This window comes from Stenotrophomonas sp. GZD-301 (assembly GCF_049310345.1).
In the GTDB taxonomy this organism is placed as follows: domain Bacteria; phylum Pseudomonadota; class Gammaproteobacteria; order Xanthomonadales; family Xanthomonadaceae; genus Stenotrophomonas.
In genome coordinates this window covers 46,523-72,761 of the sequence record NZ_JBMOWY010000060.1, presented here as the reverse complement: position 1 = coordinate 72,761, position 26,239 = coordinate 46,523, and the positions used below count along the sequence as shown (strand labels likewise).

Here is a 26,239-nt window from a genome sequence, read left to right as displayed (position 1 = left end):
GGCGGGTTTTCGGGACCGTAGAAAACATGGATGTTTTCTACGAGCCTACACGGACGTATTCACGGCGTGTCCCGAAAACCCGCCCCCGCCGGGCCAGCCCGGACCACGTAGGACCCAGAGGCTGTTCGCCCAAAACCAAATGCGCCGGGCAAAGCCCGGCGCCAGGGAGCCGCAGACGGCCGAGTTTCTTACGCCGCCAGCAGGCCTGCAGGCAGCTGCATGGTGATGCAATGCAGGCTGCCGTTCTGCCAGATCAGCGAGCGGCAGGGGACCGGCACGATCTCGCGGTCCGGGTACGCCTGCGCCAGCACCGCGCGGGCGGCCTCGTCGGCGACGTCGCCATAGGCCGGCATCAGCACCGCGCCGTTGAGGATCAGGTAGTTCGCGTACGACGCCGCCAAGCGGCGGCCGTCGTCGATGACCGGCTGTGCCCACGGCAGCGGGAACAGGCGGTACGGCGCGCCGTCGGCGGTGCGCAGCGCGGCCAGTTCATTGCCCATCGCCTGCAGTTCGGCGAAGTGCGAGTCGCTGCTGGCATCACAGGCCTGGTAGACGATGCTGTCCACCGAGGCGAAGCGGGCCAGGGTATCGATGTGGGCGTCGGTGTCGTCGCCTTCCAGATAACCGTGGTCCAGCCACAGCACCCGGTCCTGCGCCAGCCAGGTCGCCAGATCGGCGCTCAGCGAGGCGCGGTCACGATCCGGATGGCGCTCGTGCAGGCACTGCCAGGTGGTCAGCAGCGTGCCGGCGCCATCGGTTTCGATGCCGCCGCCTTCCAGCGCGAACGGAATGCTCTGCAGTTCCGCATTGGCGAACAGCCCGGCGGCGTGCAGCACGCCGACCAGCTGATCGTCCAGGCTGGCGTCGAACTTGCCGCCCCAGCCGGTGAAGCGGAAATCGAGCAGGCGGAAGCCGCCGTCGGCGCGCTTCAGCGTGATCGGGCCGGAGTCGCGCAGCCAGGTGTCGTCGTACTGCGCGGTGACGAACCGGACGCGGTCCATGTCGATGCGGTTGGAGCGCAGGCGCGCGTCGGCGTAGGCCTCCAGATCATCGTCGGCAACGATGATCACCACCGGCTGGAAACGGGTGATGGCCGCCACCAGGGCGATGTAGGTGTCCTCGACGTCACCCAGGCGGTCGGCCCAGTCGGTGTCGGCGTGGGGCCAGGCAATCAGGATGGCGGACTGGGAGTCCCATTCGGCCGGAAAACGGAGCGTGTCGTTCATGATCTCGGTGCGATGGCCCGCCGGGTGGCAGGCGATAGGAGGGGTCAGCGGATCGCCGGCTTGGGCCCGATCTCGTTGGCATCGGCCTGGTTGGCGACCACGTCGATCACCTTCTGCTTCTCGAAGTAGACGGTGAACTGCGGGTACACCCAGCGGTGGATGGTCGGCCACTGGCGCTTCTGCCCGCCGCGCGGCTCCAGGCGTTCGCCCGGGTCGCCGAACTGCGACTGCACCTGCTGCATGCTCTGGCCGCGCACGGGCAGGGCCACGGCGGGCTTTTCGCGGCTGCGGTCGATCAGCAGGGTGTCGGCATGGACGCTGGAACAGGCCAGCAGGGCCAGCAGCGGCAGGGTGGTCAGGTAACGTTTCATCTCGATCTACTCCCCAGTGGTCAAGAAAAAAGAAGGTGTCCCGGCCAGCGGCCGTGACCTACCCGCCGATTACAGCAAAAACGGCAACAAAAAACCGCCCGGAGGCGGCTTTTTGTTCAGGCAGATCGCGACCCGTATGGGCGCGACTCCCTTCGGCTCAGCGCTGGCGAGCCTTGAAACGCGGGTTCGACTTGCAGATCACGAAGATCTTGCCACGGCGGCGAACGACCTTGCAGTCACGGTGACGGGACTTGGCCGACTTCAGGGAAGACAGGACTTTCATTGCATACCTCGGCGTAAACGTTGGATTCGGTTGGAGCGCGGCCGCGATATGCAGATGACAATCGGCAGGTGACGCTCGTTCAAGCCCGCCATTCTACCGGTCTTTTTTCCATCCTTTCAAGTGGTTGCACGAAAAAGGTCTCGAGCGGGCCCGGGCAGGGGCTAGAATGGCCCGTCAAAATCACCGGGAAACCCATGAATCAGCTTCCTTCCGTGCTCACCATCGACGGCCCGTCCGGGGCCGGCAAGGGGACCGTCAGCCGCATTGTCGCACGCCGACTGGGCTGGCATTACCTCGATTCGGGCGCTCTGTACCGCGCCGTGGGCGTGGCCGCCAGCTGGGCCGATATCGACACCTCAGACGCCTCCGCGCTGGTCCGCTGCACCTTTGATACCCATGTCCGCTTCGTCGAATCGGCCGATGGCGGGCTGCGCGTGCTGGTCAACGACACCGACGCCACCGACGAGCTGCGCCTGGAGACCACCGGCGCCCTGGCATCGGCCATCGCGGCCATCCCGGAGGTCCGCGCGGCCCTGAAAGAGCGCCAGCGCGCATTCAGGATTGAGCCCGGTCTGGTTGCCGACGGCCGTGACATGGGCACCGTCATCTTCCCGGATGCCCCATTCAAGGTGTTTTTGACCGCCAGCGCCGAGGAGCGGGCGGAGCGGCGGCATAAGCAGTTGAAAGACAAGGGGGTTTCTGTTAACTTTGAAGACCTCCTGCGCGAGATCATGGCCCGCGACGCCCGTGATGCACAGCGCACAGTGGCGCCCCTGAAGCCGGCAGACGATGCCGTCATCATCGACACCAGTGGTATCGGCATCGACGCCGTCGTTGCCAAGGTACTGGATCTGCTTCCGGTTTCGGGTGCCTGATCCGTTGTAAGGAGGGCCGTCAGTCCATCGACGGCAGTCGCACCACTGCAAGGCAACAACAGCTCCGTCCCGCAATGATGCGTGGCGGTTTTCCTACTTAACACACGACCTGCGTTTCCGGGGTCGACCAACAGGCGGGCAGTAAACGGAACCCTTGCGGGGACCAATGCCCATGTGTCCAACAGAGTAAATCTAATGACCGAATCATTTGCCGAACTGTTCGAAGCCAGTCAGGCCAATCTGGCCAAGCTGAAGCCGGGCGCCATCGTCAGCGGTGTTGTCGTTGAAGTCCGCGGCGACGTCGTGGTGATCAACGCCGGCCTGAAGTCCGAAGGCATCGTGCCGATCGAGCAGTTCCGTAACGACGCTGGCGAGATCGATGTTGCCGAAGGCGACGTCGTCAAGGTCGCCCTCGACTCGATCGAGAACGGCTTCGGTGAAACCGTCCTGTCGCGCGAGAAGGCCAAGCGCGCGATGGTGTGGGACGAGCTGGAAGAAGCGTTGGAAAAGAACGAAACCATCACCGGCCGCATCAGCGGCAAGGTCAAGGGTGGTTTCACCGTGGACATCAAGGATGTCCGCGCGTTCCTGCCCGGTTCGCTGGTGGATGTGCGCCCGGTGCGCGACCCGGCCTACCTGGAAGGCAAGGAGCTGGAATTCAAGCTCATCAAGCTGGACCGCAAGCGTAACAACGTCGTGGTCTCGCGTCGTGCAGTCGTCGAAAGCGAGCACTCGGAAGAGCGCGAGCAGCTGATGGACAAGCTGCAGGAAGGCGCGATCCTGAAGGGTGTCGTCAAGAACCTGACCGATTACGGCGCGTTCGTGGACCTGGGCGGTATCGACGGCCTGCTGCACATCACCGACATGGCCTGGAAGCGCGTGCGCCACCCGTCCGAAGTCGTGAACGTCGGCGACGAGCTGGACGTCCGCGTGCTGAAGTTCGACCGCGAGCGCAACCGCGTTTCGCTGGGTCTGAAGCAGCTGGGCGAGGATCCGTGGGACAACATCGCCCGTCGTTACCCGGCCAACAGCCGCGTCTTCGGCAAGGTCTCCAACGTCACCGATTACGGCGCATTCGTCGAGATCGAGCCGGGCGTCGAAGGTCTGGTGCACGTCTCCGAGATGGATTGGACCAACAAGAACGTCAACCCGTCCAAGGTTGTGCAGGTCGGTGACGAAGTTGAAGTCATGGTCCTGGACGTCGACGAGGAGCGTCGCCGCATCTCGCTGGGCATGAAGCAGGTTGCCGCCAATCCGTGGGAAACCTTCGCTGCCATCCACAAGAAGGGCGACAAGGTGTCGGGCCAGATCAAGTCGATCACCGACTTCGGCATCTTCATCGGCCTGGACGGCGGTATCGATGGCCTGGTGCACCTGTCGGACATCAGCTGGAACACCACCGGCGAAGACGTGGTCCGCAACTTCAAGAAGGGCGACACCCTGGACGCAGTGGTCCTGGCCGTCGATCCGGAACGCGAGCGCATCAGCCTGGGCGTCAAGCAGCTGGAGCAGGATCCGTTCGGCCAGTACATGGCTGCCAATCCGAAGGGTTCCAAGGTCGAAGGCGTGGTCAAGGAAGTGGACGCCAAGGGCGCTACCATCGAACTGGCTGACGGCATCGAAGGCTACGTGTCCGCTCGCGACGTTGCGAACGAGCGCGTTGACGACGCGACCCAGTTCCTGAAGGTCGGCGACAAGGTCGAAGCCAAGTTCGTGGGCATGGACCGCAAGGGCCGTACCCTGCAGCTGTCGATCAAGGCCAAGGACGACGCAGAAATGCGCGAAGTGCTGGAGGAATACCAGTCCTCTTCGGCGTCCAGCGGCACCACCCAGCTCGGCGCGCTGCTGCGTGCACAGCTGAACGGCAACAAGTCCGAGTAATCGGCCTTACCCGTAGCAGTCGTTTCCTGGACGGCCCGGACTTTTGTCCGGGCCGTTTCAGGGTCTGGTTTCCTCCCCAAGAGCCCGTAATGACCAAATCCGAGCTGATCGAAATCCTGGCGCGCCGACAGGCGCATCTGAAGTCGGACGATGTCGATCTGGCGGTAAAGTCGTTGCTGGAAATGATGGGTGGGGCGCTGGCCGGCGGTGATCGCATCGAGATCCGCGGGTTCGGCAGTTTTTCGTTGCACTACCGGCCACCGCGCCTCGGGCGCAACCCCAAGACGGGGGAGTCGGTGGCATTGCCGGGCAAGCATGTCCCGCATTTCAAGCCGGGCAAGGAATTGCGCGAGCGCGTCAGCGCCGTCGTACCGCTGGAAAGCGATCCTGCCTGAGCCGTCGCGTCCGCATCCCGGACGCATGAATCCGCCGCGTCGGCTGGTAGAGCGGAGTGTTAGTCCGCTACTCTTGAAGCCTTCCGGAACTGGAGCTGGTGCATGAACGTCGTACGTCTACTCGTCCTGCTGGCGGTTCTGGTGGTCGGGCTCATCGTCGGCGCGCTCAACTCGCAGCCGATCGCCATCAGCCTGGGCTTTACCCAGATCGCTACCACTACCGGCCTGGCCATCATCATCTCGCTGCTGTCCGGTGCCCTGATCGGGGGTGCCCTGGTCCTGGCGAGCATGGTCATCCCGCTGTATTCCAAACTGCGCAAGGCGCAGAAGGCCGCCCCCGTGGTGGTCGCCACACCCCCTTCTTCTTCTCCTTTCGACGGACGCTGAGCGCCGATGGAATTTGTCTCCGAGTGGTTCTGGTTTTTCCTGTGTCTGCCGTTGGCGGCGCTGTCGGGCTGGGTGATCGGCCGGCGCGGTGGCCAGCGTCATGGCGACAACCAGGTCAGCCGGCTGTCCAGCACCTACTTCCGTGGCCTGAACTATCTGCTCAATGAGCAGCCGGACAAGGCGATCGAACTGTTCCTGCACATCGCCGAGCTGGACAAGGAAACCTTCGAGACCCAGGTCGCGTTGGGCCACCTGTTCCGCCGCCGTGGCGAGGTCGACCGTGCGATCCGCCTGCACCAGGGCCTGGTCAACCGCAGTGACCTCAGCGACGCCCAGCGGGTACAGGCGCTGCTTGCCCTCGGCGAGGACTACATGAAGTCCGGCCTGCTCGATCGCGCCGAAACCGTGTTCACCGAACTGGCCCAGATCGACCAGCGCGCCCCGCAGGCGCTCAAGCACCTGATCGGCATCTACCAGGCCGAGCGCGACTGGGAAAAGGCGATCGACAACGCCAGCCGCTTCGAGGAAGTCACCGGTGAGCCGATGGGCAAGCTGATCGGCCAGTTCGAGTGCGAGCTGGCCGAACGCTACCGTGGGGCCGACCGCGTCGACGATGCACGGGCAGCCATTGCGCGCGCCTACCAGGCCGACGCCATGTCGGTGCGTGCGGGCATCATCGAAGGCCGCCTGGAGTCCGATGTCGGGCATCACGAAGCAGCGGTCAGGGCGTTCGAGCGTGCTGCGCGCAACGACCCGGACTACCTTCCCGAGCTGTTGCCGGCGCTGATGCAGAACTACCGCAAGGTCGGCGATCTGGCCGGTGCGCGAGCGTTCCTGTCGGAGATGACCGAGCACTACCGCGGCATTGCCCCGGTACTGGCGCTGACCCAGCTGATGGAAGAGCAGGAAGGCGTGGCGCCCGCGCGTGCCTACCTGGGCCGCCAGCTCAAGGACCGCCCGTCGGTCCGCGGCGAGTCGGCACTGATCGATCTCACCCTGGCGGACGGGGCCGATGCGACGGCCACGCTGCATGACCTCAAACACATCACCGACCAGTTGCTGGTCCGCAATCCGGCCTACCGCTGCACGCGCTGCGGCTTCGGCGCGCGGACGCACCACTGGCAATGCCCCAGCTGCAAGGAGTGGGGTACGGTCAAGCCGCTGCTGAACTACGCGGTGCTGTAAGTGTCGATGCCCTGGATCTGGCTGGTCGACCTGGTCGCGTTCATGGCCCTCTCGGCCGCGCTGACCTGGTGCGCGCGCCGGTATGCCCTGCGTCGCAACCTGATGGACCAGCCGGGCGAGCGCCGCAGCCACGGCGTTGCCACGCCGCGCGGCGGCGGCATCGCGATCGTGGCCACACTGCTGCTGGCCTGTCTGGCGGCGGCGCTGATCTGGCCGTCGGCGGGCACGGCCCTGCTGGTGTTCGCCATCGGGCTGGCGATGGTGGCCGGCATCGGCTGGTGGGACGACCACCACCCGTTGCCCGCGCTGCGCCGCCTGCTGGTGCACCTGGTCGCGTCCGCGCTGCTGGCCGGCCTGGTCTGGCAGTTCACGGGCAATCCGGTGCAGTCGGTCCTGGCCCTGCTGTTTACCGTGTCATTGATCAACATCTGGAATTTCATGGATGGGATCAATGGCATTGCCACCACACAGGCGATCCTGGCCGCGATGGCCTTTGCGCTCGTGCTGCCGTCGCCCTATGGCCTGGCCGGGGTGGTGCTTGGCCTGGCGTGCCTGGGCTTCCTGCCGTTCAATTTCCCGCAGGCACGCATCTTCATGGGCGATGTCGGCAGCGGCGCGCTTGGCTATGCGATCGCGGCACTGGTGTGCCTGACCAGCGTGGTCACCGACATCCAGTGGATGCTGCTGCTGGTGCCGTTGACCGCCTTCCTTGTGGACGCTGGCTTCACACTGTTGTCGCGCATGCTGTCCGGGCAGCGTTGGACGCAACCCCACACACAGCACCTGTACCAGCGGATGGTGAAAAGTGGCGCAAGCCACAGTTTCACGACCGGTATGTACTTTGTTTTTGGTTTATTCAGTGTCGCGGTGTTTAATGCTTGCACACATTTGCAGCCGAGGTGGGAGGCTGCCGTGGCTGTCGCGTGGATGACCCTCGCGACCGGCCTTTGGCTACTCCTGCGCAAGGGAATGCGCTTCTAGAAGGATTGTGCTTTTTATGACGCCTTGGCAGGACCGTTTTACCGGCTTGATTCCGCGAGCCGCCATCGTTGCCCATGATCTGTTCATGGTTTGGGCCTGTTGGCAGCTGCTGCACGCCGGCCGTTACTCCATGCTTCCCGATGCACCGTCCCTGCCGTTGTGGAACATCGACACCTCGCTGGTGTTGGTCATCCAGGCCGTGGTGTTCTGGCGCGTGGGCCTGTATCGCGGTCTCTGGCGCTTTGCCAGCGTGGCCGACCTGCTCAACATCTTCAAGGCCAGCTTCATCGGCCTGCTGGCGATCGTGGTGGCGCTGGCCTACAAGCGCTTCAACGGCGTGCCGATGTCGGTGCTGGTGATCTATCCGTTCGCTCTGTCCGCCCTGCTGGGGGCGCCACGCCTTCTGTACCGCGCATGGAAGGACTACCAGGCGTTGCAGTCGGACGCGAGCGCGCGCCGCGTGCTGATCCTGGGTGCCGGCCAGGCCGCCGAAGCGCTGGTGCGCGACCTGCGCCGGTCCGGTGACTTTCATCCGGTCGGGCTGCTCGATGACGCGCCACACCTGCAGGGCGCCAAGCTGCAGGGCCTGCCGATCCTCGGTACGCTGGACGATGCGCCCGCCGTGGTCCGCGAAACCGCGGCCAAGCTGCTGGTGATCGCCATTCCCTCATTGGATGCGGTCGGCATGCAGCGCGTGGTCGCGCTGTGCGAAAGCACCGGTGTGCCGTTCCGCATGGTGCCCAAGCTCAACGACATCCTGCTGGGCCATTCGTTGCCAGGCCAGCTCAAGGAGGTGGCGATCGAAGATCTGCTCGGTCGCAAGCCGATCCTGCCGGACTGGTCGCTGATCCGCGGCTGGCTGGGCGGTCGCACCGTACTGGTGACCGGCGCGGGCGGCTCGATCGGCTCGGAACTGTGCCGTCAGTGCGCCCGCCACGGCGCCGGCCGCATTGTCCTGCTGGAGATGAGCGAACTGCTGCTGCTGACCATCGAGGCCGAGCTCAAGCGCAGCTTCCCCGATCTGGAGGTGGAAGCCGTGCTGGGCGACTGCGGCGATCCGGCGGTGGTCCGGCATGCCCTGTCGCTGTCGCGCGTGGACGCCGTGTTCCATGCCGCCGCCTACAAGCAGGTGCCGGTACTCGAGCGGCAGCTGCGCGAGGCGGTGCGCAACAACATCCTGTCCACCGAAACGGTGGCACGCGCCTGCGTCGAAGCACGCATCGAGCACTTCGTGTTCATCTCCACCGACAAGGCGGTCGATCCGGTCAACGCGCTGGGCGCCAGCAAGCGCTACGCCGAGATGATCTGCCAGAGCCTGGACCAGAAGACCAACCACACGCGTTTCGTGACCGTGCGCTTCGGCAACGTGCTGGCCTCGGCCGGCAGTGTGGTCCCGGTGTTCCGCGAGCAGATCCTCAAGGGCGGACCGGTGACCGTGACCGATCCGGAAGTCACGCGTTACTTCATGACCATTCCCGAGGCCTGCCAGTTGATCCTGCAGGCCGCCGCATCGGCGTCGCATGGTGCGATCTACACCCTGGACATGGGCGAGCCGGTGCCGATCCGCGTGCTGGCCGAGCAGATGATCCGCCTGGCCGGCAAGCAGCCGTACAAGGACATCGCGATCATCTACACCGGGCTGCGCCCGGGCGAGAAGCTGCACGAGACGCTGTTCTACTCGGACGAGGACTATCGCCCGACGGCGCATCCCAAGATCCTCGAAGCCGGGGTGCGCAGCTTCGCCCGCGAGCAGGTGCTGGGGAACGTGCCCAAGCTGCGGGAGGCCATCGCCACCTACGACACCGATGCGATCAACAGCATCCTGTTTGCGACCATGCCCGAGTTCTCGCCATTGCCACAGGACGATAACGTCACCTCCGCTACAGTGCTGCCGTTCCCCGCACGAGAGGCCAACAGGCACTGATGAGCAACAAGCGCATTCGCAAGGCGGTATTCCCGGTAGCGGGTCTGGGTACCCGGTTTCTGCCGGCGACCAAGACCGTTCCCAAGGAGATGCTGCCGATCATTGATCGGCCGCTGATCCAGTACGCGGTCGACGAAGCGATCGAAGCAGGGTGCGACACCCTGATCTTCATCACCAACCGCTACAAGCATGCGGTGGCCGACTACTTCGACAAGGCCTACGAACTGGAGCAGAAGCTCGAGCGCGCCGGCAAGAAGGAGCAGCTGGAGCTGGTCCGGCACGTGCTGCCCAACGGCGTGCGGGCGATCTTCGTCACCCAGGCGGAGGCCCTCGGCCTGGGCCACGCGGTGCTGTGCGCCAAGGCCATCGTCGGTGACGAACCGTTCGCCGTGCTGCTGCCCGACGACCTGATCTGGAACCGCGGCGATGGTGCGCTCAAGCAGATGGCCGACGCCAACCAGGCCAGCGGCGCCAGCATCATCGCCGTGGAAGACGTTCCCCGCGACAAGACCGGCAGCTACGGCATCGTGGCGACCGACGCGTTCGACGGCCGCCAGGGGCGCATCAGCGCAATCGTGGAGAAGCCCAAGCCCGAGGACGCGCCCAGCGATCTGGCTGTGGTCGGCCGTTATGTGCTGAGCCCGGCGATCTTCGACCTGCTTGAATCCACCGGCACCGGTGCCGGCGGCGAGATCCAGCTGACCGACGCCATCGCCGAACTGCTCAAGACCGAGCGCGTGGATGCATACCGCTTCGAGGGCACCCGTTTCGACTGCGGCACCCATCTGGGTCTGGTCGAGGCCACCATCCGCTTTGCGCTGAACAACGAGAAGCTGGCCGGCCCCGCCCGCGAGATGCTCAAGAAGGCGCTCGCCGACGGCTGACCCGGCAGGTACCGACCGTTGGTCGGTACGCGGCGATCCGGTAGGTACCGACCGTTGGTCGGTACGCAGCAACCCGGTAGGTACCGACCGTTGGTCGGTACGCAGCAACCCGGTAGGTACCGACCGTTGGTCGGTACGCAAACCCAACAAAAAAGGGCAGCCTCGCGGCTGCCCTTTTCCGTTCTATCGGGCAACGCCCGGCATTACAGCGATTCGAAGATGCCCGCTGCACCCATGCCGGTGCCGATGCACATGGTGACCATGCCGTACTTCTGCTGGCGACGGCGCAGGCCGTGCAGCAGGGTGGCGGTACGGATCGCACCGGTGGCGCCCAGCGGGTGGCCGAGGGCGATGGCGCCGCCCAGCGGGTTGACCTTGGACGGGTCCAGGCCGCAGTCGCGGATGACCGCCAGGGACTGCGCGGCGAACGCTTCGTTGAGCTCGATCCAGTCCAGCTGGTCCTGGGTCAGGCCCGCCTGCTTGAGGGCTTTCGGAATCGCGGCGATCGGGCCGATGCCCATCACTTCCGGTCGCACGCCGGCGACCGAGAAGCTCACAAAGCGGGCCAGCGGCGTCAGGCCGTAGTCCTTGACCGCCTGCTCGGAGGCCAGCAGCACCGCGCCGGCGCCGTCGCTCATCTGCGAGGAGTTACCGGCAGTGACGGTGCCGCCGAACTGGCCGTTGCGGAACACCGGGCGCAGCTTGGCCAGCCCTTCGGCCGACGAATCCAGGCGCGGGCCTTCGTCGGTGTCGACGATGCGGTCGCGGGTGATGATGCGACGGCCATCGGCCAGGTCGGGCTGGCGGGTGCGCACATCGTAGGGGCTGATCTCGTCCTTGAAGTCGCCGTTCTGGATCGCGGCGATGGCCTTCTGGTGCGAGGCGAGGGCGAAGGCGTCCTGCTCCTCACGCGAGACCTTCCATTCCTCGGCGACCTTCTCGGCGGTGATGCCCATGCCGTAGGCGATGGCGACGTGATCGTTGTCGAACACGCTCGGTGCCATCGCGATCTTGTTGCCCATCATCGGCACCATCGACATCGACTCGGTACCGCCGGCCAGCATCAGGTCGGCGTTGCCCAGGCGGATCTGGTCGGCAGCCATCGCCACGGCCTGCAGGCCGGAGGAGCAGAAGCGGTTGACCGTCTGCGCGGCGATGGTGTCCGGCAGGCCGGCCAGCAGCACGCCGATGCGCGCCACGTTCATGCCCTGCTCGGCTTCCGGCATCGCGCAGCCGATGATGGCGTCATCGATGCGGTTGACGTCGATGCCCGGCGCCTGCGCGACCACGGACTTGAGCACATGGGCGAGCATGTCGTCCGGACGGGTATTGCGGAACACGCCCTTGGGCGCCTTGCCGACCGGGGTACGGGTGGCGGCGACGATGTAGGCGTCCTGGATTTGCTTGGTCATTGCAGTGATCTCTCGAAATTTTTAGCCGGAGTGCCGACCGGAGTCGGCACCCACCGTAGGCAGGGGTGAGCCATCAATTGCGCAGCGGCTTGCCGGTCTTCAGCATGTGCGCGATGCGGGCCTGGGTCTTTTCCTGCTGGGCCAGTTCGACGAAGTGCTTGCGCTCCAGGGTCAGCAGCCACTCTTCGTCCACCAGCGTGCCGCGATCCACTTCGCCACCGCACAGCACGGTGGCGATGCGCACGGCGATCTCGTAGTCGTACGGGCTGATGAAACGGCCTTCGAGCATGTTGACCAGCATCATCTTGAAGGTGGCGATGCCGACGTCGCCGGCGACCTGGATGCGGCGGGCCGGCATCGGCGGACGGTAGCCGCCTTCGGCCAGCGCCTGCACTTCGGCCTTGGCGATGTACAGCGCTTCATAACTGTTGAAGACCACCTTGTCGGTGGCGCGCATCAGGCCCAGTTCCTTGGCGTTGACCGCCGAGTTGGAGACCTTGGCCATCGCCACGGTTTCGAAGGTCTTCTTCAGCTCGGCGAACACATCGCCGCCCGGACCGGCCGCCTGCGAGGCACGCACCGCCAGTTCCTTCAGGCCACCGCCGGCCGGCAGCAGGCCCACGCCCGCTTCGACCAGGCCGATGTAGCTTTCCAGTGCCGCCACGCTCTTGGCGCTGTGCATCTGGAACTCGCAGCCGCCGCCCAGCGCAAGCCCACGCACGGCCGTCACCACCGGCACCAGCGAGTACTTGATCGCCTGGCTGGTGCGCTGGAAGTTGTGCACCATTTCCTCGAACTGGTCGACCTTGCCGGCCTGCAGCAGGCCGAGCGCACCGGCCAGATCGGCACCGGCGGAGAAGGGTTCCTTCTGCTGCCAGATCACCAGGCCCTTGAAGTCCTTCTCGGCGCGCTTGATGGCTTCCTGCAGGCCATCCAGCACGTGGTCGGACACGGTGTTCATCTTGGTCTTGAAGCTGACCACGGCGATGCCGTCGCCGTCGTGCCACATGCGCACGCCGTCGTTCTCGAACACGGTCTCGCCCGGGCTGAAGGTTTCGCCCAGCAGCGGGTCCGGGAAGCGCTGGCGCTGGTACACCGGCAGCGACGAGCGCGGCAGTTTGGCGTTGCGCGAGGGGCTGTAGCTGCCTTCAGCAGCGTGCACGCCATCGCGGCCATCGAACACCCAGTCCGGCAGCGGCGCATTGCTCATGCTCTTGCCGGCGACGATGTCATCGGCGATCCACTGCGCCACCTGCTTCCAGCCGGCGGCCTGCCAGGTCTCGAACGGGCCGAGCGACCAGCCGTAGCCCCAGCGGATGGCCAGGTCGACGTCGCGCGCGGTCTCGGCGATGTCGGCCAGGTGGTAGGCGCTGTAGTGGAACAGGTCGCGGAAGGTCGCCCACAGGAACTGTGCCTGCGGATGCTGGCTTTCGCGCAGCTTGGCGAACTTCTCGGCCGGGTTGCGGATCTTCAGGATCTCGACCACTTCCGGCGCGGCAGTGCGGTCGGCGGCGCGGTAGTCCTGCTTCTCCAGGTCCAGCACCACGATGTCCTTGCCGACCTTGCGGAAGATGCCGGCACCGGTCTTCTGGCCCAGCGCGCCCTTGGCGATCAGCGCGTCCAGCCACTTGGGCGAGGTGAAGTACTGGTGCCACGGATCGTTGGGCAGGGTGTCGCCCATCGTCTTGATCACGTGCGCCATCGTATCCAGGCCCACCACGTCGGAGGTGCGGTAGGTGGCCGACTTCGGGCGGCCGACCAGCGGGCCGGTCAGGCCGTCCACTTCGTCGAAGCCCAGGCCGAACTGCTGGGTGTGGTGGATGGTCGACAGGATCGAGAACACGCCGATGCGGTTGCCGATGAAGTTCGGGGTGTCCTTGGCGTACACCACACCCTTGCCCAGGGTGGTGACCAGGAACGCTTCCAGGCCTTCGAGCACGGCCGCGTCGGTACCGCGTGCCGGGATCAGTTCGGCCAGGTGCATGTAGCGCGGCGGGTTGAAGAAGTGCACGCCGCAGAAGCGGTGACGCAGCTGCTCGGGCAGCACATCGGCGAGCTTGTTGATGCCCAGGCCGGAGGTGTTGGAGGCCAGCACGGCGTGATCGGCCACGAACGGGGCGATCTTCTTGTACAGGTCCTGCTTCCAGTCCATGCGCTCGGCGATGGCTTCGATGATCAGATCGCAGCCGCGCAGCTGCTCCAGGCCGGTTTCATAGTTGGCCGGGGTGATCGCCTCGGCGTAGGACTTGCTGGCGAGCGGGGCAGGGCTGAGCTTGCCCAGGTTGGCGATGGCTTTGAGCACGATGCCATCGGCCGGACCTTCCTTGGCAGGCAGGTCGAAGAGCACGGTATCGACGCCGGCGTTGGTCAGGTGGGCCGCGATCTGGGCACCCATGACACCGGCACCCAGCACGGCGGCGCGGCGGACTAGCAGGGAATTGGACATGTCGTTATGCCTTTGTTGGTCTGGCAGCCGGGTAGCGCCCGGCTCTACGGGGTGGAAAGGGGCGTCGACGAAGCGTCGCTGGTTGCGCTGGCGCGGAACCCGGCTTCGGCGAAGTGGATCAGTTCGCGTGCCGCATGGGCACGATGCGCGGCTTCGGTGACACCGGCGGGTCGCTTGATCAGGCCGAAGTCGGCCATCGCGTAGGTCAGCGACCCGGCCAGGAAGTCCAGCCGCCAATACAGCTCTTCCTTGCTCAGCCCCGGCACGCAGGCGGCAATCGCCTTGCCGAAGTCGCGCAGGACGTGACCGTAGTGGTCGGAGAGGAATTTGCGCAGGTTGTCGTTCTTCTCGGCGTAGGCCCGGGCGATCACGCGCACGAAGGCGCCGCCGGTCTGGCGGTCCTGGGCCATCGCCAGGGCCGGTTCGACGAAGGCGGCCAGCACCGGGCGCAGTTCACCGGGGGACTCGCGCCGCGCCGCGTCCAGCTGGGCCAGGCGGGCGGCGGTCATCTCGTCCATGCGGCGGCGGAACACCTCGTTGACCAGGTTCTCCTTGGAGCCGAAGTGGTAATTGACCGCAGCGATGTTGACGTCGGCCTGGCTGGTGACCTGGCGCAGCGACGTGCCGGCAAAACCGTGCTGGGCGAACAGCTCCTCGGCAGCGCCGAGAATGCGGTCCTTGGTGGAGAAGTGAGCGGGTTTGGCCATGAGGCGGGCAGGTTCAATCAAACGATTGTTTGATACTAGACCTGTGGCCGCGCGCTGGCATTGTGCGGCGCACAACAGGGTGGGGGATTCGTTCATCCAGGCCCGGGGGCGTCCGGTCGCGGGGCGGGGCCGTCGAGGAGCTGAACGGGGGCGCCTGCCTTGGCGCTGCTGGGATGGCCGGGCAGGGGCCGGCACTACCGCGCCGTCGGGTTACACGTTAGAATCGCCTCACGTATATCAGGCTAAGCCCGCGTTTTGACGCGGGTTTTTTTCATGCTAACCTCGGGCCGATCAGTGGCCCGCCCAACGGAGTACTTCCCATGGCGCTGGAGCGCACCCTTTCCATCATCAAGCCGGACGCCGTCGCCAAGAACGTCATCGGTGAAATCTACGCCCGCTTCGAAAAGGCCGGCCTGAAGGTCGTGGCTGCCAAGTACAAGCAGCTGTCGCGCCGTGAAGCCGAAGGCTTCTACGCCGTGCACCGCGAGCGTCCGTTCTTCAACGCGCTGGTCGAGTTCATGATCTCCGGCCCGGTGATGATCCAGGCCCTGGAAGGCGACAACGCCGTGCTGGCCCACCGCGACCTGCTGGGCGCCACCAATCCGAAGGAAGCCGCTGCGGGCACCATCCGCGCCGACTTCGCCGAATCCATCGATGCCAATGCCGCCCACGGCTCGGACTCGGTCGAGAACGCCGCGATCGAAATCGCCTACTTCTTCGCCGCCACCGAAGTCGTTTCGCGCTGAGAGTGATGCCGTGAACGAGGTCGTACAGCCCACCGCCATCCCATCCGTACTCGTCCCGGGTCCGGCTGTGGCCAAGCAGAACCTGCTCGACCTCGATCGCGAGGGTCTGGAGCGCTTCTTCGCCGAGACTCTCGGCGAAGCGCGCTACCGCGCCCATCAGGTGATGAAGTGGATCCACCACCACTACGTCACCGATTTCGATCAGATGACCGACCTGGGCAAGGCGCTGCGCGCCAAGCTGCAGCAGCATGCCGAGGTCCGCGTTCCCAACATCGTGTTCGACAAGCCGTCCGCCGATGGCACCCACAAGTGGCTGCTGGCGATGGGCACCGATGGCAAGAACGCCATCGAAGCGGTGTACATCCCGGACAAGAACCGCGGCACGCTGTGCGTGTCTTCGCAGGTCGGCTGCGCGCTGAACTGCACCTTCTGTTCGACCGCCACCCAGGGCTTCAACCGCAACCTGTCCACCGCCGAGATCATCGGCCAGGTGTGGGTCGCGGCACGCCACCTGGGCAACATCCCGCACAAGCAGCGTCGTCTCACCAACGTGGTGATGATGGGCATGGGCGAGCCGTTGATGAATTTCGACAACGTCGTGCGCGCCATGAGCGTGATGCGCGACGATCTGGGCTATGGCCTGGCCAACAAGCGCGTGACCCTGTCGACCTCCGGCCTGGTGCCGCAGATCGACCGCCTGTCGGCCGAAAGCGATGTGTCGCTGGCGGTGTCGCTGCATGCGCCGAACGATGCGCTGCGCGAGACGCTGGTGCCGCTCAACAAGAAGTACCCGATCGTTGACCTGATGGCGTCCTGCGCGCGTTACCTGCGCGCCAACAAGCGGCGTGAGTCGGTGACGTTCGAATACACCCTGATGAAGGGCATCAACGACCAGCCCGAGCATGCGCGTCAGTTGGCGCGGCTGATGCGGCAGTTCGACAACGCCGTGCAGACCTCGCATGCGGGCAAGGTCAACCTGATTCCGTTCAATCCGTTCCCGGGTACCCGCTACGAGCGCTCCGGCGATACGGAGATCCGCGCGTTCCAGAAGATCCTGCTCGATGCCCAGGTGCTGACGATGGTCAGGCGTACCCGCGGCGACGACATCGATGCCGCCTGTGGCCAGCTCAAGGGGCAGGTCATGGATCGCACGCGCCGCCAGGCCGAATTCAACAAGACATTGCTGCAGGACGGGAAAGACCGGGATGCCGCTGCCTGATTGCCGATTGCCAGCCGTTGTTCTCTGCGTGCTGGCAATGGCCGGCTGTGGCAGACATGGCGTCAGACACCCGGCCGGGCAGTTGCCCGTCGCGCCGGTGTACGAGGTCCGCGATGACCCGGCCACGCGGCAGCGGGTGGGCTACCAGGACCAGGTCGTCCTGGCGTCCGAGGCGCTGCGTGCCGGCGGCCTGGATGTGGCGGCCAAGAAGGCCCGGGCCGCGGTGAAGATCGATGCGACGCGGCCCGAGGCCTACATGCTGCTGGCCCAGATCGCCAGCAGCCGGGGCGATGACGTCGCGGCGGGCACCCACTACCGCAAGGCCGCCGATGTCGCGCCCAGTCGCGGTGATGTCCTGAACAACTATGGCGCCTGGCTGTGCACCCACGGCCAGCCTGCCGCCGCGCTGGAGTGGTTCGACCGCGCCCTGAGCGCCCCCGGGTATGCCACGCCGGCGTCGGCACTGGCCAACGCCGGGGGATGCGCACTGGATGCCGGGCAGCCCGAACGCGCCGAGCGCGACCTGCGCGCTGCGGTACAGCTGGAGCCGACCAACGCCTATGCGCTGGAGTCGATGGCCCGCAGCGAGTTCGCCCAGGGGCGCTTTTTCGAGGCCCGGGCCTTCTCGCAACGGCGTCTTGCGGCTGCACCGGCCACACGTTCCGTGTTACAACTTGCCTCACAAATCGAGGTGCAGCTTGGCGACAACGCGGCATCCAGTCGTTATCTGCAGCGAATTCGCAACGAATTTCCGCAGGATGCGGCTCCTAATCCCCGGGGTTGAAGCATTGTGATTGATGACCAGACTGTGAACGCTTTCGACACCGTGACCGGGTCCGGAGCTCGACTCCGCCAGGCGCGCGAAGCGGCCGGACTGACGCTCGAATCGGTGGGTCAGCAGCTTCGCATGCCGGTGCAGGTGGTGCGGTCGCTCGAAGAGGAACAGTGGCAGCGCCTGGGCGCGCCGGTGTTCGTCCGCGGCCAGCTGCGCAGCTACGCCCGTTTGCTCAAGGTCGACATCACCGACCTGCTCGAACAGGCCCATATCGGGCCGGTGGTGCCGCCGCAGCTGGTCAGCCACACACATACCCCGCGGGCGCGCCGGATCGCCGAGAGCCTCGGTCGCCGCGCGCTCTATGTCGGCATCACCGCCGTGCTGGCCGTGCCGGTGTGGTTCGCCACCCGCGGCCATTTCGACGGGACTGCCAACACCCCCAATACCGCCTCGCTGGATGTCATTCCCGCAGCGGTTCCCGTGGCAGGGGGCGATACGCCGCCTGCCGCGCCGGCCCCGGTCAGTTCGGAGCCGCCCAAGCCGGCAGCGCCGTATCTGGCATCGCTGACCCCCGTGCCGCGTCCGGCCAGTACGGCCATGCCGGCCGGCGCGTTGAACCTGCAGTTCAAGGGCGACAGCTGGGTCGATATTGCCGCTCCCGATGGCACCACCGTCGAGAAGGCGCTGGTGAAGTCCGGCGAAACCCGCAGCTTCACGCCGGGCCAGGTGGGCCGCATGGTGCTGGGCAATGCGTCGGCGGTCGAGGTTCAGCAGGGCGGCACTATCGTCGACCTTTCGCCGTACCAGCGAGCCAACGTGGCACGCTTTACGGTATCCTCTGACGGCTCCGTGGCTCCGGTTTCACACTGAGTCGCGTTCCCAATCCAATTCAAATAGCTCCTCCTGACGGGCGGGGCGAGAGTACGCATGGCGATCGACGATCTGCTCGACGAGCACGAACAAAGTGAACGCGTCCGCGGCTGGCTGCGGAAGAATGGTCTCAGCATCCTGGCCGGTGTCGCCATTGCGATTACCGGCATCTGGGGCTGGACCGAATGGCAGGCCCGGCACAGCAACTCGCTGGCCGATGCCAACGTCGCTTACCAGGCCGTGCTCAAGAGCCTGGAAGAGATGAATCTGGACGAGGCGGCCAAGGGCGTGAAGGCGCTTGAAGGCGGCAAGGCCAACATCTATGCGGACCTGGCGGCGTTGCAGCTGGCCAAGGCGCAGGTGGATGCGGGCAAGGACGAGGCCGCGCTGGCGACCCTGCGCGGGATCACTGCCGAGGGCGAGTTCAAGCCGGTGATCGATCAGCGCGTCGCACGCCTGCTGGTCGCCACGGGCAAGAGCGATGACGCGATCAAGCTGCTGGGTACCGCAGCCGACAGCGCCAGCCTCGAGATCCACGGCGATGCGCTGATGGCGCAGGGCAAGCGTGATGCCGCCCGCGAACAGTATGAGAAGGCGCTCAAGACGCTGGACGTGGCAGCGCCGCAGCGGCGTCTGCTGGAAACCAAAGTGATGGATGCCGGTGGCACCGTCACCGATCCTGCGGAGTCGGTGTAATGAACCAGATGGTCATGATCAAGCGCGTTGCCACGGTGGTCCTGCTGGGCGTGGCCCTGTCGGGCTGCTCCACCGTCAAGGGCTGGTTCGCCGGCAAGGACGCGGCGGCCAAGAAGGCGCTGGAGCCGGCGGAGCTGGTGAAATTCGAGCCGACCGTCAAGGTCGACAAGCTGTGGTCGGTCAACGTCGGCAAGGGCGAGAAGCGCATCGGCGTGCGCCAGGGTCCGGTGGTTGCCGATGGCCGTGTCTACGCCGCTGCGATTGCCGGTGGCGTGCATGCCATCGACCTGCAGACCGGCAAGAAGGTCTGGACCTACGAGCCGGCCAAGGAAAAGAAGAAGCCCAAGCTGCGCCTGTCCGGCGGCCCGGGCGTTGGCGAAGGCCTGGTGGTGATCGGCACGCTGGACGGCCAGGTGATCGCGCTGGATGCCAACGACGGCAGCGAGAAGTGGCGCGCCAAGGTGCCCGGTGAAGTGATTTCCGCCCCGGCCGTGGGCCAGGGCATGGTGTTCGTGCGCAGCAACGATGGCCGCGTGACCGCCCTGGATGCCGGCAACGGTACCCAGCGCTGGTTCAACCCGCGTGAGCTGCCGGCCCTGACCGTGCGTGGCAACGCGCCGGTGGTGGTGGGTCCGGGCGTGCTGTTCATCGGCAACGATGACGGCAGCGTGGCGGCACTGGCCATGCAGGACGGCCGCACCGTGTGGGACCAGATGGTCGGTACCCCGGAAGGCCGTACCGAGCTGGAGCGCATGGCCGACGTCGACGGCGCCCCGGTGCTGGACGGCAACACCCTGTTCGTGAACAGCTTCAAGAACCAGACGATGGCGATCGAAGGCCCGACGGGCCGTCCGCTGTGGTCGCGCGATCACGGTGGCGCTGGCAGCCTGGCCGTGACCTCGGGCAATGTGTTCGTCTCCGACAACAAGGGCGGCGTGTTCGGTCTGGACAAGGCCAGTGGCTCGGCCATGTGGTCGCAGACCGGCCTGGCGCGTCGCTCGCTGACCGGTCCGGTCGTGCAGGGCGATTACGTTGTGGTCGGTGACTACAAGGGGTACCTGCACTGGCTGCGTACCGACAATGGTGAGTTCGCGGCGCGCGCCAAGAGTGGCGGCGACGCCCTGCTGGCGCAGCCGGTAGCTGCCGATGGGATTCTGCTGGTGCAGAACGTTGATGGAAAGCTGACCGCATTCCGGTTGGCACAATAAGGAGTTACCGCGATGCTGCCCTTGGTCGCCCTGGTTGGACGGCCGAATGTCGGCAAGTCCACGCTGTTCAATGCGTTTACCCGTACGCGCGACGCGCTGGTCCATGACCAGCCCGGCGTGACCCGGGACCGTAATTACGGTGTTTGTCGTCTGAATGAAGACCACCCGTTCCTGGTGGTCGATACCGGTGGTATCGCCGGTGAAGAAGAAGGTCTGGCCGGTGCTACCGCCCGCCAGGCCCGCGCTGCCGCCGCCGAGGCGGACCTGATCCTGTTCGTGGTCGATGCCCGTGAAGGCGCATCGGCCCTGGACGACGAGATCCTGTCCTGGCTGCGCAAGTTGTCGCGTCCGACGCTGCTGCTGATCAACAAGATCGACGGTACGCACGAGGACACGGTGCGTTCTGAGTTCGCCCGCTACGGCTTCAGCGAGATGCTGACCGTGTCGGCCGCGCATCGCCAGGGTCTGGACGATCTGCTCGATGAAGTGGTCGAGCGGCTGCCGGAGGAAGGCACCACCGAAACGCTCGACAACGATCCGAACCGCATCCGCATCGCCTTCGTTGGCCGCCCGAACGTGGGCAAGTCGACGCTGGTCAATCGCCTGCTGGGCGAGGAGCGCATGATTGCGTCCGAAGTGCCCGGAACCACCCGCGATTCGATCGCGGTGGACATGGAGCGCGATGGTCGCGAGTACCGTCTGATCGACACCGCTGGCCTGCGCCGCAAGGCGCGCGTGGAAGAGGTGGTCGAGAAGTTCAGCGTGATCAAGACGCTGCAGGCGATCGAGCAGTGCCAGGTGGCCGTGCTGATGCTGGACGCGGCTGAAGGCGTGACCGACCAGGACGCCAGCGTCCTCGGTGCGGTGCTCGATGCCGGTCGTGCGCTGGTGGTGGCGATCAACAAGTGGGACGGGCTGACCGTCTACCAGCGCGAGCAGGCCGAAGCGCTGGTGTCGCGCAAGCTGGGTTTCGTGCCGTGGGCCGAAGTGGTGCGCATCTCGGCCAAGCATGGCTCGGGGCTGCGCGAGCTGTTCCGTTGCATCCACGCCGCGCATGCCTCGGCCACGCACGAGTTCAGCACCAGCGAAGTCAACAAGGCGCTGGAGATGGCCTACGAGACCAACCCGCCGCCGGCGATCCGTGGCCACGTCTCCAAGCTGCGCTACGTGCATCCGGGCGGCTCCAATCCGCCGACCTTCATCGTGCACGGTACGCGCCTGAAGGATCTGCCGGAGTCGTACAAGCGCTACCTGGAGAACTTCTTCCGGAAGCGCTTCAAGCTCGTCGGCACGCCGGTGCAGTTCATCTTCCGCGAGGGTACCAACCCGTACGAAGGCAAGAAGAACGTGCTCACCGAACGTCAGGTCAAGCGCAAGCGGCGCCTGATCAAGCACGTCAAGGGCAAGTAAGACAACGAAGAGCCGGCGAAAGCCGGCTCTTCTGCATTGCAGACGCGGCAATCATCCCGCCATGCAGTGCCGGCCGCTGGCCGGCAACCCACCCAGCCGGTTCAACCCGGATGTCTGCGCGATAATGCACGCATGAGCATCCCCGAGCTGTCTCCCGCCGAGGCCCGCGCACGCCTCGCCCACGGCGCCCTGTTGATCGACGTCCGCGACGCGCATGAACGTGCCGGCGGCATGGCCGAAGGCGCGCTTGGCATCGCCCGGGGCGACCTTCAGAGCGCACCGGCCACGCACCTGCCGGCACTCGACCGCGAGGTCGTGCTGATCTGCCAGAGCGGCCGGCGCTCGCTGGACGTCGCCACCACCCTGGCCGGGCTGGGCTACACCCGCATCGCCTCTGTCCACGGGGGCACCGCCGCCTGGCGTGCGGCCGGCCTGCCGCTGGTGCAGCCGCTGCAGAGCGATGCCGAGCGCGATTTCAACGAGCGCTATTCGCGCCACCTGTTGTTGCCGCAGGTGGGCGTCGACGGGCAGCGCAGGCTGCTGGCGTCGCGCGTCCTTGTGCTGGGTGCCGGCGGCCTGGGCGCGCCGGCCAGCTTCTACCTGGCCGCCGCCGGGGTAGGCCACCTGCGCATCGCCGACGACGACGTGGTCGAGCGCAGCAACCTGCACCGGCAGATCCTGCATACCGATGCCAGCGTCGGCACGCCCAAGGTGCTGTCCGCGCGGGAGCGCCTGCTCGCGCTCAATCCGCCTCTCGACGTGGAGGCGGTGCAGGTACGGGTCGCCTCGGACACCATCGATGCGCTGCTGGAAGGCGTGGACGTGGTGCTGGACGGTTCGGACAATTTCCCACTGCGCTACCTGCTCAACGATGCCTGCATCCGCCACGGCATCCCGCTGGTCTACGGCGCGGTGGAGCGCTTCACCGGCCAGGTCAGCGTGTTCGATGCGGGGCGCCAGCGGGGCGTGGCACCGTGCTATCGCTGCCTGTTCCCGGAGCCGCCGCCGCCGGAATTCGCCCCGAACTGCGCCGAGGCCGGCGTGCTCGGGGTACTGCCAGGCATGGTCGGGCTGCTGCAGGCCACGGAAGTCCTGAAGCTGCTGCTGGGCATCGGCGAGCCGCTGGTCGGCCGGCTGCTGTCGTTCGACGCGTTGGCCATGCGCTTCCGCGAAACGCGGCTGCCACCGGACCCGGACTGCCGGCTGTGCGCGCCGGGCCGGACGTTCCCCGGGTACATCGACTACGCCGCGTTCTGCAGCGGCGTCTGAGCGCCGGTCAACCGACTGGCACGGCTGTCGATAGGACGATCTCGCCCTCCACTCGGGGCATTGTTCTGTTTTCAGTACAAATCAACGCAGCCCGCGCGCTATTGCCCGCAAACGCTTTGCCCTATCGTGGGGACAACATCCAGGTAGTTCGGGGAACATCCGCATGGCGGTGGAAGCAGGGGCCAGTGAGCTGGTGAAAGTAGTCGCGCTGCTCGGCGCGGCGGTGGTGATGGTGCCGCTGTTCCGCCGGCTCGGGCTGGGATCGGTGTTGGGGTACTTCGCCGCCGGTCTGGCGATCGGTCCGTTCGGGTTCGGCTGGTTCTCCGATCCAAAGGCCATTCTGCATACCGCCGAACTGGGCGTGGTGATGTTCCTGTTCGTGATCGGCCTGGAAATGCGGCCGTCGCATCTGTGGAGCCTGCGCAAGGAAATTTTTGGACTGGGCACGCTGCAGATCGTGGTGTGTGGCGCAGTCCTCACCGGCGTCTGCATGCTGTTCGGTTTCCCGCTGCCGGTGGCGTTCATCGGCGCGGCCGGCTTCGTGCTGACGTCCACCGCGGTGGTGATGCAGCTGCTGGCCGAACGCGGTGACATCGCGCTGCCGTCGGGACAGAAAATCGTCTCGATCCTGCTGTTCGAAGACCTGCTGATCGTGCCGCTGCTGGCCGTGGTCGCCCTGATGGCGCCGGTGCATGCCGAAGTGGGCGGTGCGTCGCGCTGGGTCAGCGTCGGCATCGCCGCCGGTGCGATCATCGGCCTGGTGCTGGTCGGCCGATTCCTGCTCAATCCGCTGTTCCGCATCCTGGCCGCCGCCAAGGCGCGCGAAGTGATGACCGCCGCCGCACTGCTGGTGGTGCTGGGCGCGGCGCTGCTGATGCAGCTGGGCGGACTGTCGATGGCGATGGGCGCGTTCCTGGCCGGCGTGCTGCTCAGCGAATCCACCTTCCGTCATCAGATCGAAGCGGACATCGAGCCGTTCCGCGGCATTCTGCTCGGCCTGTTCTTCCTCAGCGTCGGCATGGCGCTGGACCTGACCGTGGTGGCCAACAACTGGCCGCTGATCCTGTCCGGCGTGCTGGCGCTGATGCTGGCCAAGGCGGTCTGCATCTACACCGTGGCGCGCCTTCTGGGCAGCGACCACCACCAGGCGCTGGATCGTGGCGTGGTGATGGCGCAGGGCGGCGAGTTCGCCTTCGTGCTGTTCTCGGCCGCCGCCGCCGCCGGCGTGATCGGCGTGGAAGTCAACGCCAACCTGACCGCGATCGTGGTGCTGTCGATGGCGCTCACCCCGTTGTTCGTGCTGCTGCACGACAAGCTGATGCCGGCCCGTGCGGTGTCGATGGACGGCGTGGAAGCGGCCGACGGCCTGTCCGGCAGCGTGCTGCTGATCGGCTTTGGCCGCTTCGGCCAGGTGGCCAGCCAGTCGCTGCTGGCGCGAGACGTGGACGTGACCATCATCGACAACGACGTGGACATGATCCACAACGCAGAGCGCTTCGGCTTCAAGATCTACTACGGCGACGGCACCCGCCTGGATGTGCTGCACGCGTCCGGCGCCGCCACCGCACGTGCCATTGCGGTGTGCGTGAACAGCGCGCAGGATGCGGACCGCATCGTCGAGCTGGTGGCCCACCAGTTCCCGCAGGCCAAGCTGCTGGTGCGTTCGTTCGACCGTGAACATTCGCTGCGGCTGATCCATGCCGGCGTGGACTTCCAGATCCGCGAGACCTTCGAATCGGCGCTGCTGTTCGGCCAGGCCGCGCTGGTGGAGCTCGGCGCGGAGGAGGACGATGCGCGCGACATCGCCGAGCAGATCCGCCAGCGCGACGCCGAGCGTTTCGAGCTGGAGATGGCCGGTGGCGATCTGCGCGCCGGTGCGCACATGGTGTTCGGCACCGCGCTGCCGGGTGTGCCCACGCCGACACCGTTCACCGCGCCCAGGCGCAAGGCGCGCACCCTCAACGCGGACGAGGTCCCCGAAGAGGAATGATGCGCGTCCTGTGGTGGGGGGGGGGGGGGGGGGGAGGAGGAGAAAGGGGGGGGGGGGGGGGAGGAGGAGGGAGGGAGAAAGGGAAGGTTGTGTGTTGGCATCGTCGCTGCCACTGTGTGTCCCGGGTCGCCCCCCCCCCCCCCCCCCCCCCCCCCCCCGACGCGGGCGCGGCAAATCAGGGACAATACGTTCCCCGCCGCCGCCATGCCCCCGCATTCGATGAACGATTCCGCCCCCCGCCATTCCGCCCGCATCCTGGACGGACGCCGCATCGCCGAAGACCTGCTGGACAGCCTCAAGGTACGCGTGGACGCGCGCCTGGCCGCCGGTGGCAGCCGGCCCGGCCTGGCGGTGGTGCTGGTCGGGGGCGACCCGGCCTCGACCGTGTACGTGCGCAACAAGCGCCGGGCCGCCGAGAAGGTGGGCATCGAGGCGTTCGACTACGACCTGCCGGCCGGGACCACCGAAGCCCAGCTGCTGACCCTGATCGACCAGCTCAACGCCGATCCGAAGATCCACGGCATCCTGGTGCAGCTGCCGCTGCCGGGCATCCCCGATGCCAACCGCCTGATCCACCGCATCGACCCGCGCAAGGACGTGGACGGCTTCCACCCGGAAAACGTCGGTCACCTGGCCCTGCGCGAGTTCGGCCTGCGCCCGTGCACGCCGCGCGGCATCGTCACGCTGCTCGGCCACACCGACCAGCCGGTGCGCGGCCGCAACGCCACCATCGTGGGCGTGAGCAACCACGTCGGCCGCCCGATGGGCCTGGAGTTGCTGATCGCTGGCTGCACGGTCACCAGCTGCCACAAATTCACCCCCAAGGACGTGCTGGAGCAGTCGGTGCGCAACGCCGACATCCTGGTGGTGGCCGTGGGCCGCCCGGGCATCGTGCCGGGCGAGTGGGTCAAGCCCGGCGCGGTGGTGATCGACGTGGGCATCAACCGCCTGGACGACGGCCGCCTGGTCGGCGACGTCGGCTTCGAGGCCGCCGCCGAGCGCGCCAGCTGGATCACCCCGGTCCCGGGCGGGGTAGGGCCGATGACCGTGGCCACCCTGATGCAGAACACGATCGAGGCGGCTGAGGCCTTCTGACCGT

At 66.3% G+C, this 26,239-nt stretch carries 24 protein-coding genes; 18 read left to right on the top strand and 6 right to left on the bottom strand.

Features of this window, described 5'->3' with window-relative positions; genetic code table 11:
* Nucleotides 1–188: 188 nt before the first annotated feature.
* From ACO6VK_RS16365 to ykgO, 3 genes are all read right to left on the bottom strand, one after another.
* Nucleotides 189–1,226 carry an agmatine deiminase family protein gene (locus ACO6VK_RS16365; RefSeq protein WP_422508944.1) on the bottom strand — a complete coding sequence of 346 codons (1,038 nt, stop codon included), beginning with the start codon at nt 1,224–1,226 and terminating at the stop codon, nt 189–191.
* Between the two features lie 44 nt (nt 1,227–1,270).
* Nucleotides 1,271–1,597 (bottom strand): hypothetical protein, encoded by a 327-nt coding sequence (locus ACO6VK_RS16360; protein WP_411850757.1) that lies wholly within the window; start codon nt 1,595–1,597, stop codon nt 1,271–1,273.
* A 157-nt stretch (nt 1,598–1,754) separates the two neighbouring features.
* On the bottom strand, nt 1,755–1,880 hold the full coding sequence (gene ykgO / locus ACO6VK_RS16355) for a type B 50S ribosomal protein L36 (protein ID WP_017355593.1): 126 nt from the start codon (nt 1,878–1,880) through the stop codon (nt 1,755–1,757).
* 194 nt (nt 1,881–2,074) lie between these two features.
* Between ykgO and cmk the strand changes: the two genes are divergently transcribed.
* The 8 genes from cmk (at nt 2,075) to galU (ending at nt 10,392) form a co-directional block, all read left to right on the top strand.
* Nucleotides 2,075–2,755 carry a (d)CMP kinase gene (cmk, locus tag ACO6VK_RS16350; protein ID WP_017355594.1) on the top strand — a complete coding sequence of 227 codons (681 nt, stop codon included), beginning with the start codon at nt 2,075–2,077 and terminating at the stop codon, nt 2,753–2,755.
* A 195-nt stretch (nt 2,756–2,950) separates the two neighbouring features.
* The gene (gene rpsA, locus ACO6VK_RS16345) at nt 2,951–4,636 is read left to right on the top strand and encodes a 30S ribosomal protein S1 (protein ID WP_411850758.1); all 1,686 of its coding nucleotides are present in this window, start codon (nt 2,951–2,953) and stop codon (nt 4,634–4,636) included.
* An 89-nt stretch (nt 4,637–4,725) separates the two neighbouring features.
* On the top strand, nt 4,726–5,031 hold the full coding sequence (locus tag ACO6VK_RS16340; protein ID WP_017355596.1) for an integration host factor subunit beta: 306 nt from the start codon (nt 4,726–4,728) through the stop codon (nt 5,029–5,031).
* Between the two features lie 102 nt (nt 5,032–5,133).
* Nucleotides 5,134–5,418, top strand: coding sequence for a LapA family protein (locus ACO6VK_RS16335; protein WP_411850759.1), 285 nt, complete (start codon nt 5,134–5,136; stop codon nt 5,416–5,418).
* Between the two features lie 6 nt (nt 5,419–5,424).
* Nucleotides 5,425–6,603 carry a lipopolysaccharide assembly protein LapB gene (gene lapB, locus ACO6VK_RS16330; RefSeq protein WP_017355598.1) on the top strand — a complete coding sequence of 393 codons (1,179 nt, stop codon included), beginning with the start codon at nt 5,425–5,427 and terminating at the stop codon, nt 6,601–6,603.
* A 6-nt stretch (nt 6,604–6,609) separates the two neighbouring features.
* Nucleotides 6,610–7,584, top strand: a complete 975-nt coding sequence (locus tag ACO6VK_RS16325) for an MraY family glycosyltransferase (protein WP_422508940.1) — start codon at nt 6,610–6,612, stop codon at nt 7,582–7,584.
* 16 nt (nt 7,585–7,600) lie between these two features.
* A complete protein-coding gene (locus tag ACO6VK_RS16320) occupies nt 7,601–9,508 on the top strand; it encodes a polysaccharide biosynthesis protein (protein ID WP_422508938.1) in 1,908 nt (635 codons plus the stop codon).
* Nucleotides 9,508–10,392, top strand: coding sequence for a UTP--glucose-1-phosphate uridylyltransferase GalU (gene galU / locus ACO6VK_RS16315; RefSeq protein WP_422508936.1), 885 nt, complete (start codon nt 9,508–9,510; stop codon nt 10,390–10,392). The genes ACO6VK_RS16320 and galU overlap by 1 nt, the downstream gene beginning before the upstream one ends.
* A gap of 203 nt (nt 10,393–10,595) precedes the next feature.
* On the opposite strand, the gene ACO6VK_RS16310 is transcribed toward galU, so the two are convergent.
* The 3 genes from ACO6VK_RS16310 to ACO6VK_RS16300 all read right to left on the bottom strand — a co-directional run bounded on the left by ACO6VK_RS16310 (nt 10,596) and on the right by ACO6VK_RS16300 (nt 14,957).
* Complete coding sequence (locus ACO6VK_RS16310; protein ID WP_422508934.1) at nt 10,596–11,804, bottom strand: acetyl-CoA C-acyltransferase; 1,209 nt, start codon at nt 11,802–11,804, stop codon at nt 10,596–10,598.
* Nucleotides 11,805–11,877: 73 nt separating this feature from the next.
* Entirely contained in the window at nt 11,878–14,250 is a 2,373-nt protein-coding gene (locus ACO6VK_RS16305; RefSeq protein ID WP_422508932.1) for a 3-hydroxyacyl-CoA dehydrogenase/enoyl-CoA hydratase family protein, read from the bottom strand.
* Between the two features lie 44 nt (nt 14,251–14,294).
* Nucleotides 14,295–14,957 carry a TetR/AcrR family transcriptional regulator gene (locus ACO6VK_RS16300; protein ID WP_422508930.1) on the bottom strand — a complete coding sequence of 221 codons (663 nt, stop codon included), beginning with the start codon at nt 14,955–14,957 and terminating at the stop codon, nt 14,295–14,297.
* Between the two features lie 320 nt (nt 14,958–15,277).
* Here ACO6VK_RS16300 and ndk point away from each other — a divergent pair, with 320 nt between their 5' ends.
* The 10 genes from ndk (at nt 15,278) to folD (ending at nt 26,235) form a co-directional block, all read left to right on the top strand.
* On the top strand, nt 15,278–15,703 hold the full coding sequence (ndk, locus tag ACO6VK_RS16295) for a nucleoside-diphosphate kinase (RefSeq protein ID WP_038688788.1): 426 nt from the start codon (nt 15,278–15,280) through the stop codon (nt 15,701–15,703).
* A 10-nt stretch (nt 15,704–15,713) separates the two neighbouring features.
* Nucleotides 15,714–16,922 (top strand): 23S rRNA (adenine(2503)-C(2))-methyltransferase RlmN, encoded by a 1,209-nt coding sequence (gene rlmN, locus ACO6VK_RS16290; protein WP_422508927.1) that lies wholly within the window; start codon nt 15,714–15,716, stop codon nt 16,920–16,922.
* Nucleotides 16,909–17,706: a type IV pilus biogenesis/stability protein PilW gene (pilW, locus tag ACO6VK_RS16285; protein ID WP_422508925.1), complete on the top strand. Its 798-nt coding sequence runs from the start codon at nt 16,909–16,911 to the stop codon at nt 17,704–17,706. Before rlmN ends, pilW begins: the two co-directional genes overlap by 14 nt.
* A gap of 6 nt (nt 17,707–17,712) precedes the next feature.
* Nucleotides 17,713–18,567, top strand: coding sequence for a RodZ domain-containing protein (locus tag ACO6VK_RS16280; RefSeq protein ID WP_422508923.1), 855 nt, complete (start codon nt 17,713–17,715; stop codon nt 18,565–18,567).
* Nucleotides 18,568–18,624: 57 nt separating this feature from the next.
* The gene (locus ACO6VK_RS16275) at nt 18,625–19,263 is read left to right on the top strand and encodes a YfgM family protein (protein ID WP_422508921.1); all 639 of its coding nucleotides are present in this window, start codon (nt 18,625–18,627) and stop codon (nt 19,261–19,263) included.
* On the top strand, nt 19,263–20,471 hold the full coding sequence (gene bamB / locus ACO6VK_RS16270; RefSeq protein ID WP_422508919.1) for an outer membrane protein assembly factor BamB: 1,209 nt from the start codon (nt 19,263–19,265) through the stop codon (nt 20,469–20,471). The genes ACO6VK_RS16275 and bamB overlap by 1 nt, the downstream gene beginning before the upstream one ends.
* Before the next feature lie 12 nt (nt 20,472–20,483).
* Nucleotides 20,484–21,881 carry a ribosome biogenesis GTPase Der gene (der, locus tag ACO6VK_RS16265; RefSeq protein ID WP_422508917.1) on the top strand — a complete coding sequence of 466 codons (1,398 nt, stop codon included), beginning with the start codon at nt 20,484–20,486 and terminating at the stop codon, nt 21,879–21,881.
* Between the two features lie 132 nt (nt 21,882–22,013).
* On the top strand, nt 22,014–23,150 hold the full coding sequence (gene moeB / locus ACO6VK_RS16260; protein ID WP_422508915.1) for a molybdopterin-synthase adenylyltransferase MoeB: 1,137 nt from the start codon (nt 22,014–22,016) through the stop codon (nt 23,148–23,150).
* A 163-nt stretch (nt 23,151–23,313) separates the two neighbouring features.
* A complete protein-coding gene (locus tag ACO6VK_RS16255; RefSeq protein WP_422508913.1) occupies nt 23,314–25,140 on the top strand; it encodes a monovalent cation:proton antiporter-2 (CPA2) family protein in 1,827 nt (608 codons plus the stop codon).
* Nucleotides 25,141–25,359: 219 nt separating this feature from the next.
* A complete protein-coding gene (gene folD / locus ACO6VK_RS16250) occupies nt 25,360–26,235 on the top strand; it encodes a bifunctional methylenetetrahydrofolate dehydrogenase/methenyltetrahydrofolate cyclohydrolase FolD (protein ID WP_422508911.1) in 876 nt (291 codons plus the stop codon).
* The last annotated feature ends 4 nt before the right edge of the window (nt 26,236–26,239 follow it).

What these genes read in the sequence shown, in the direction of transcription:
- ndk (WP_038688788.1), top strand. Translation starts at nt 15,278, where the DNA reads ATGGCGCTGGAGCGCACCCTTTCCATCATCAAGCCGGACGCCGTCGCC.
- ACO6VK_RS16340 (WP_017355596.1), top strand. Translation starts at nt 4,726, where the DNA reads ATGACCAAATCCGAGCTGATCGAAATCCTGGCGCGCCGACAGGCGCAT.
- ACO6VK_RS16335 (WP_411850759.1), top strand. Translation starts at nt 5,134, where the DNA reads ATGAACGTCGTACGTCTACTCGTCCTGCTGGCGGTTCTGGTGGTCGGG.
- lapB (WP_017355598.1), top strand. Translation starts at nt 5,425, where the DNA reads ATGGAATTTGTCTCCGAGTGGTTCTGGTTTTTCCTGTGTCTGCCGTTG.
- cmk (WP_017355594.1), top strand. Translation starts at nt 2,075, where the DNA reads ATGAATCAGCTTCCTTCCGTGCTCACCATCGACGGCCCGTCCGGGGCC.
- bamB (WP_422508919.1), top strand. Translation starts at nt 19,263, where the DNA reads ATGAACCAGATGGTCATGATCAAGCGCGTTGCCACGGTGGTCCTGCTG.
- ACO6VK_RS16255 (WP_422508913.1), top strand. Translation starts at nt 23,314, where the DNA reads ATGGCGGTGGAAGCAGGGGCCAGTGAGCTGGTGAAAGTAGTCGCGCTG.
- ACO6VK_RS16275 (WP_422508921.1), top strand. Translation starts at nt 18,625, where the DNA reads ATGGCGATCGACGATCTGCTCGACGAGCACGAACAAAGTGAACGCGTC.
- folD (WP_422508911.1), top strand. Translation starts at nt 25,360, where the DNA reads ATGAACGATTCCGCCCCCCGCCATTCCGCCCGCATCCTGGACGGACGC.
- ACO6VK_RS16310 (WP_422508934.1), bottom strand. Translation starts at nt 11,804, where the DNA reads ATGACCAAGCAAATCCAGGACGCCTACATCGTCGCCGCCACCCGTACC.
- der (WP_422508917.1), top strand. Translation starts at nt 20,484, where the DNA reads ATGCTGCCCTTGGTCGCCCTGGTTGGACGGCCGAATGTCGGCAAGTCC.
- rpsA (WP_411850758.1), top strand. Translation starts at nt 2,951, where the DNA reads ATGACCGAATCATTTGCCGAACTGTTCGAAGCCAGTCAGGCCAATCTG.
- ACO6VK_RS16360 (WP_411850757.1), bottom strand. Translation starts at nt 1,597, where the DNA reads ATGAAACGTTACCTGACCACCCTGCCGCTGCTGGCCCTGCTGGCCTGT.
- pilW (WP_422508925.1), top strand. Translation starts at nt 16,909, where the DNA reads ATGCCGCTGCCTGATTGCCGATTGCCAGCCGTTGTTCTCTGCGTGCTG.
- ACO6VK_RS16325 (WP_422508940.1), top strand. Translation starts at nt 6,610, where the DNA reads ATGCCCTGGATCTGGCTGGTCGACCTGGTCGCGTTCATGGCCCTCTCG.
- ACO6VK_RS16300 (WP_422508930.1), bottom strand. Translation starts at nt 14,957, where the DNA reads ATGGCCAAACCCGCTCACTTCTCCACCAAGGACCGCATTCTCGGCGCT.
- ACO6VK_RS16320 (WP_422508938.1), top strand. Translation starts at nt 7,601, where the DNA reads ATGACGCCTTGGCAGGACCGTTTTACCGGCTTGATTCCGCGAGCCGCC.
- galU (WP_422508936.1), top strand. Translation starts at nt 9,508, where the DNA reads ATGAGCAACAAGCGCATTCGCAAGGCGGTATTCCCGGTAGCGGGTCTG.
- ACO6VK_RS16365 (WP_422508944.1), bottom strand. Translation starts at nt 1,226, where the DNA reads ATGAACGACACGCTCCGTTTTCCGGCCGAATGGGACTCCCAGTCCGCC.
- moeB (WP_422508915.1), top strand. Translation starts at nt 22,014, where the DNA reads ATGAGCATCCCCGAGCTGTCTCCCGCCGAGGCCCGCGCACGCCTCGCC.
- ykgO (WP_017355593.1), bottom strand. Translation starts at nt 1,880, where the DNA reads ATGAAAGTCCTGTCTTCCCTGAAGTCGGCCAAGTCCCGTCACCGTGAC.
- ACO6VK_RS16305 (WP_422508932.1), bottom strand. Translation starts at nt 14,250, where the DNA reads ATGTCCAATTCCCTGCTAGTCCGCCGCGCCGCCGTGCTGGGTGCCGGT.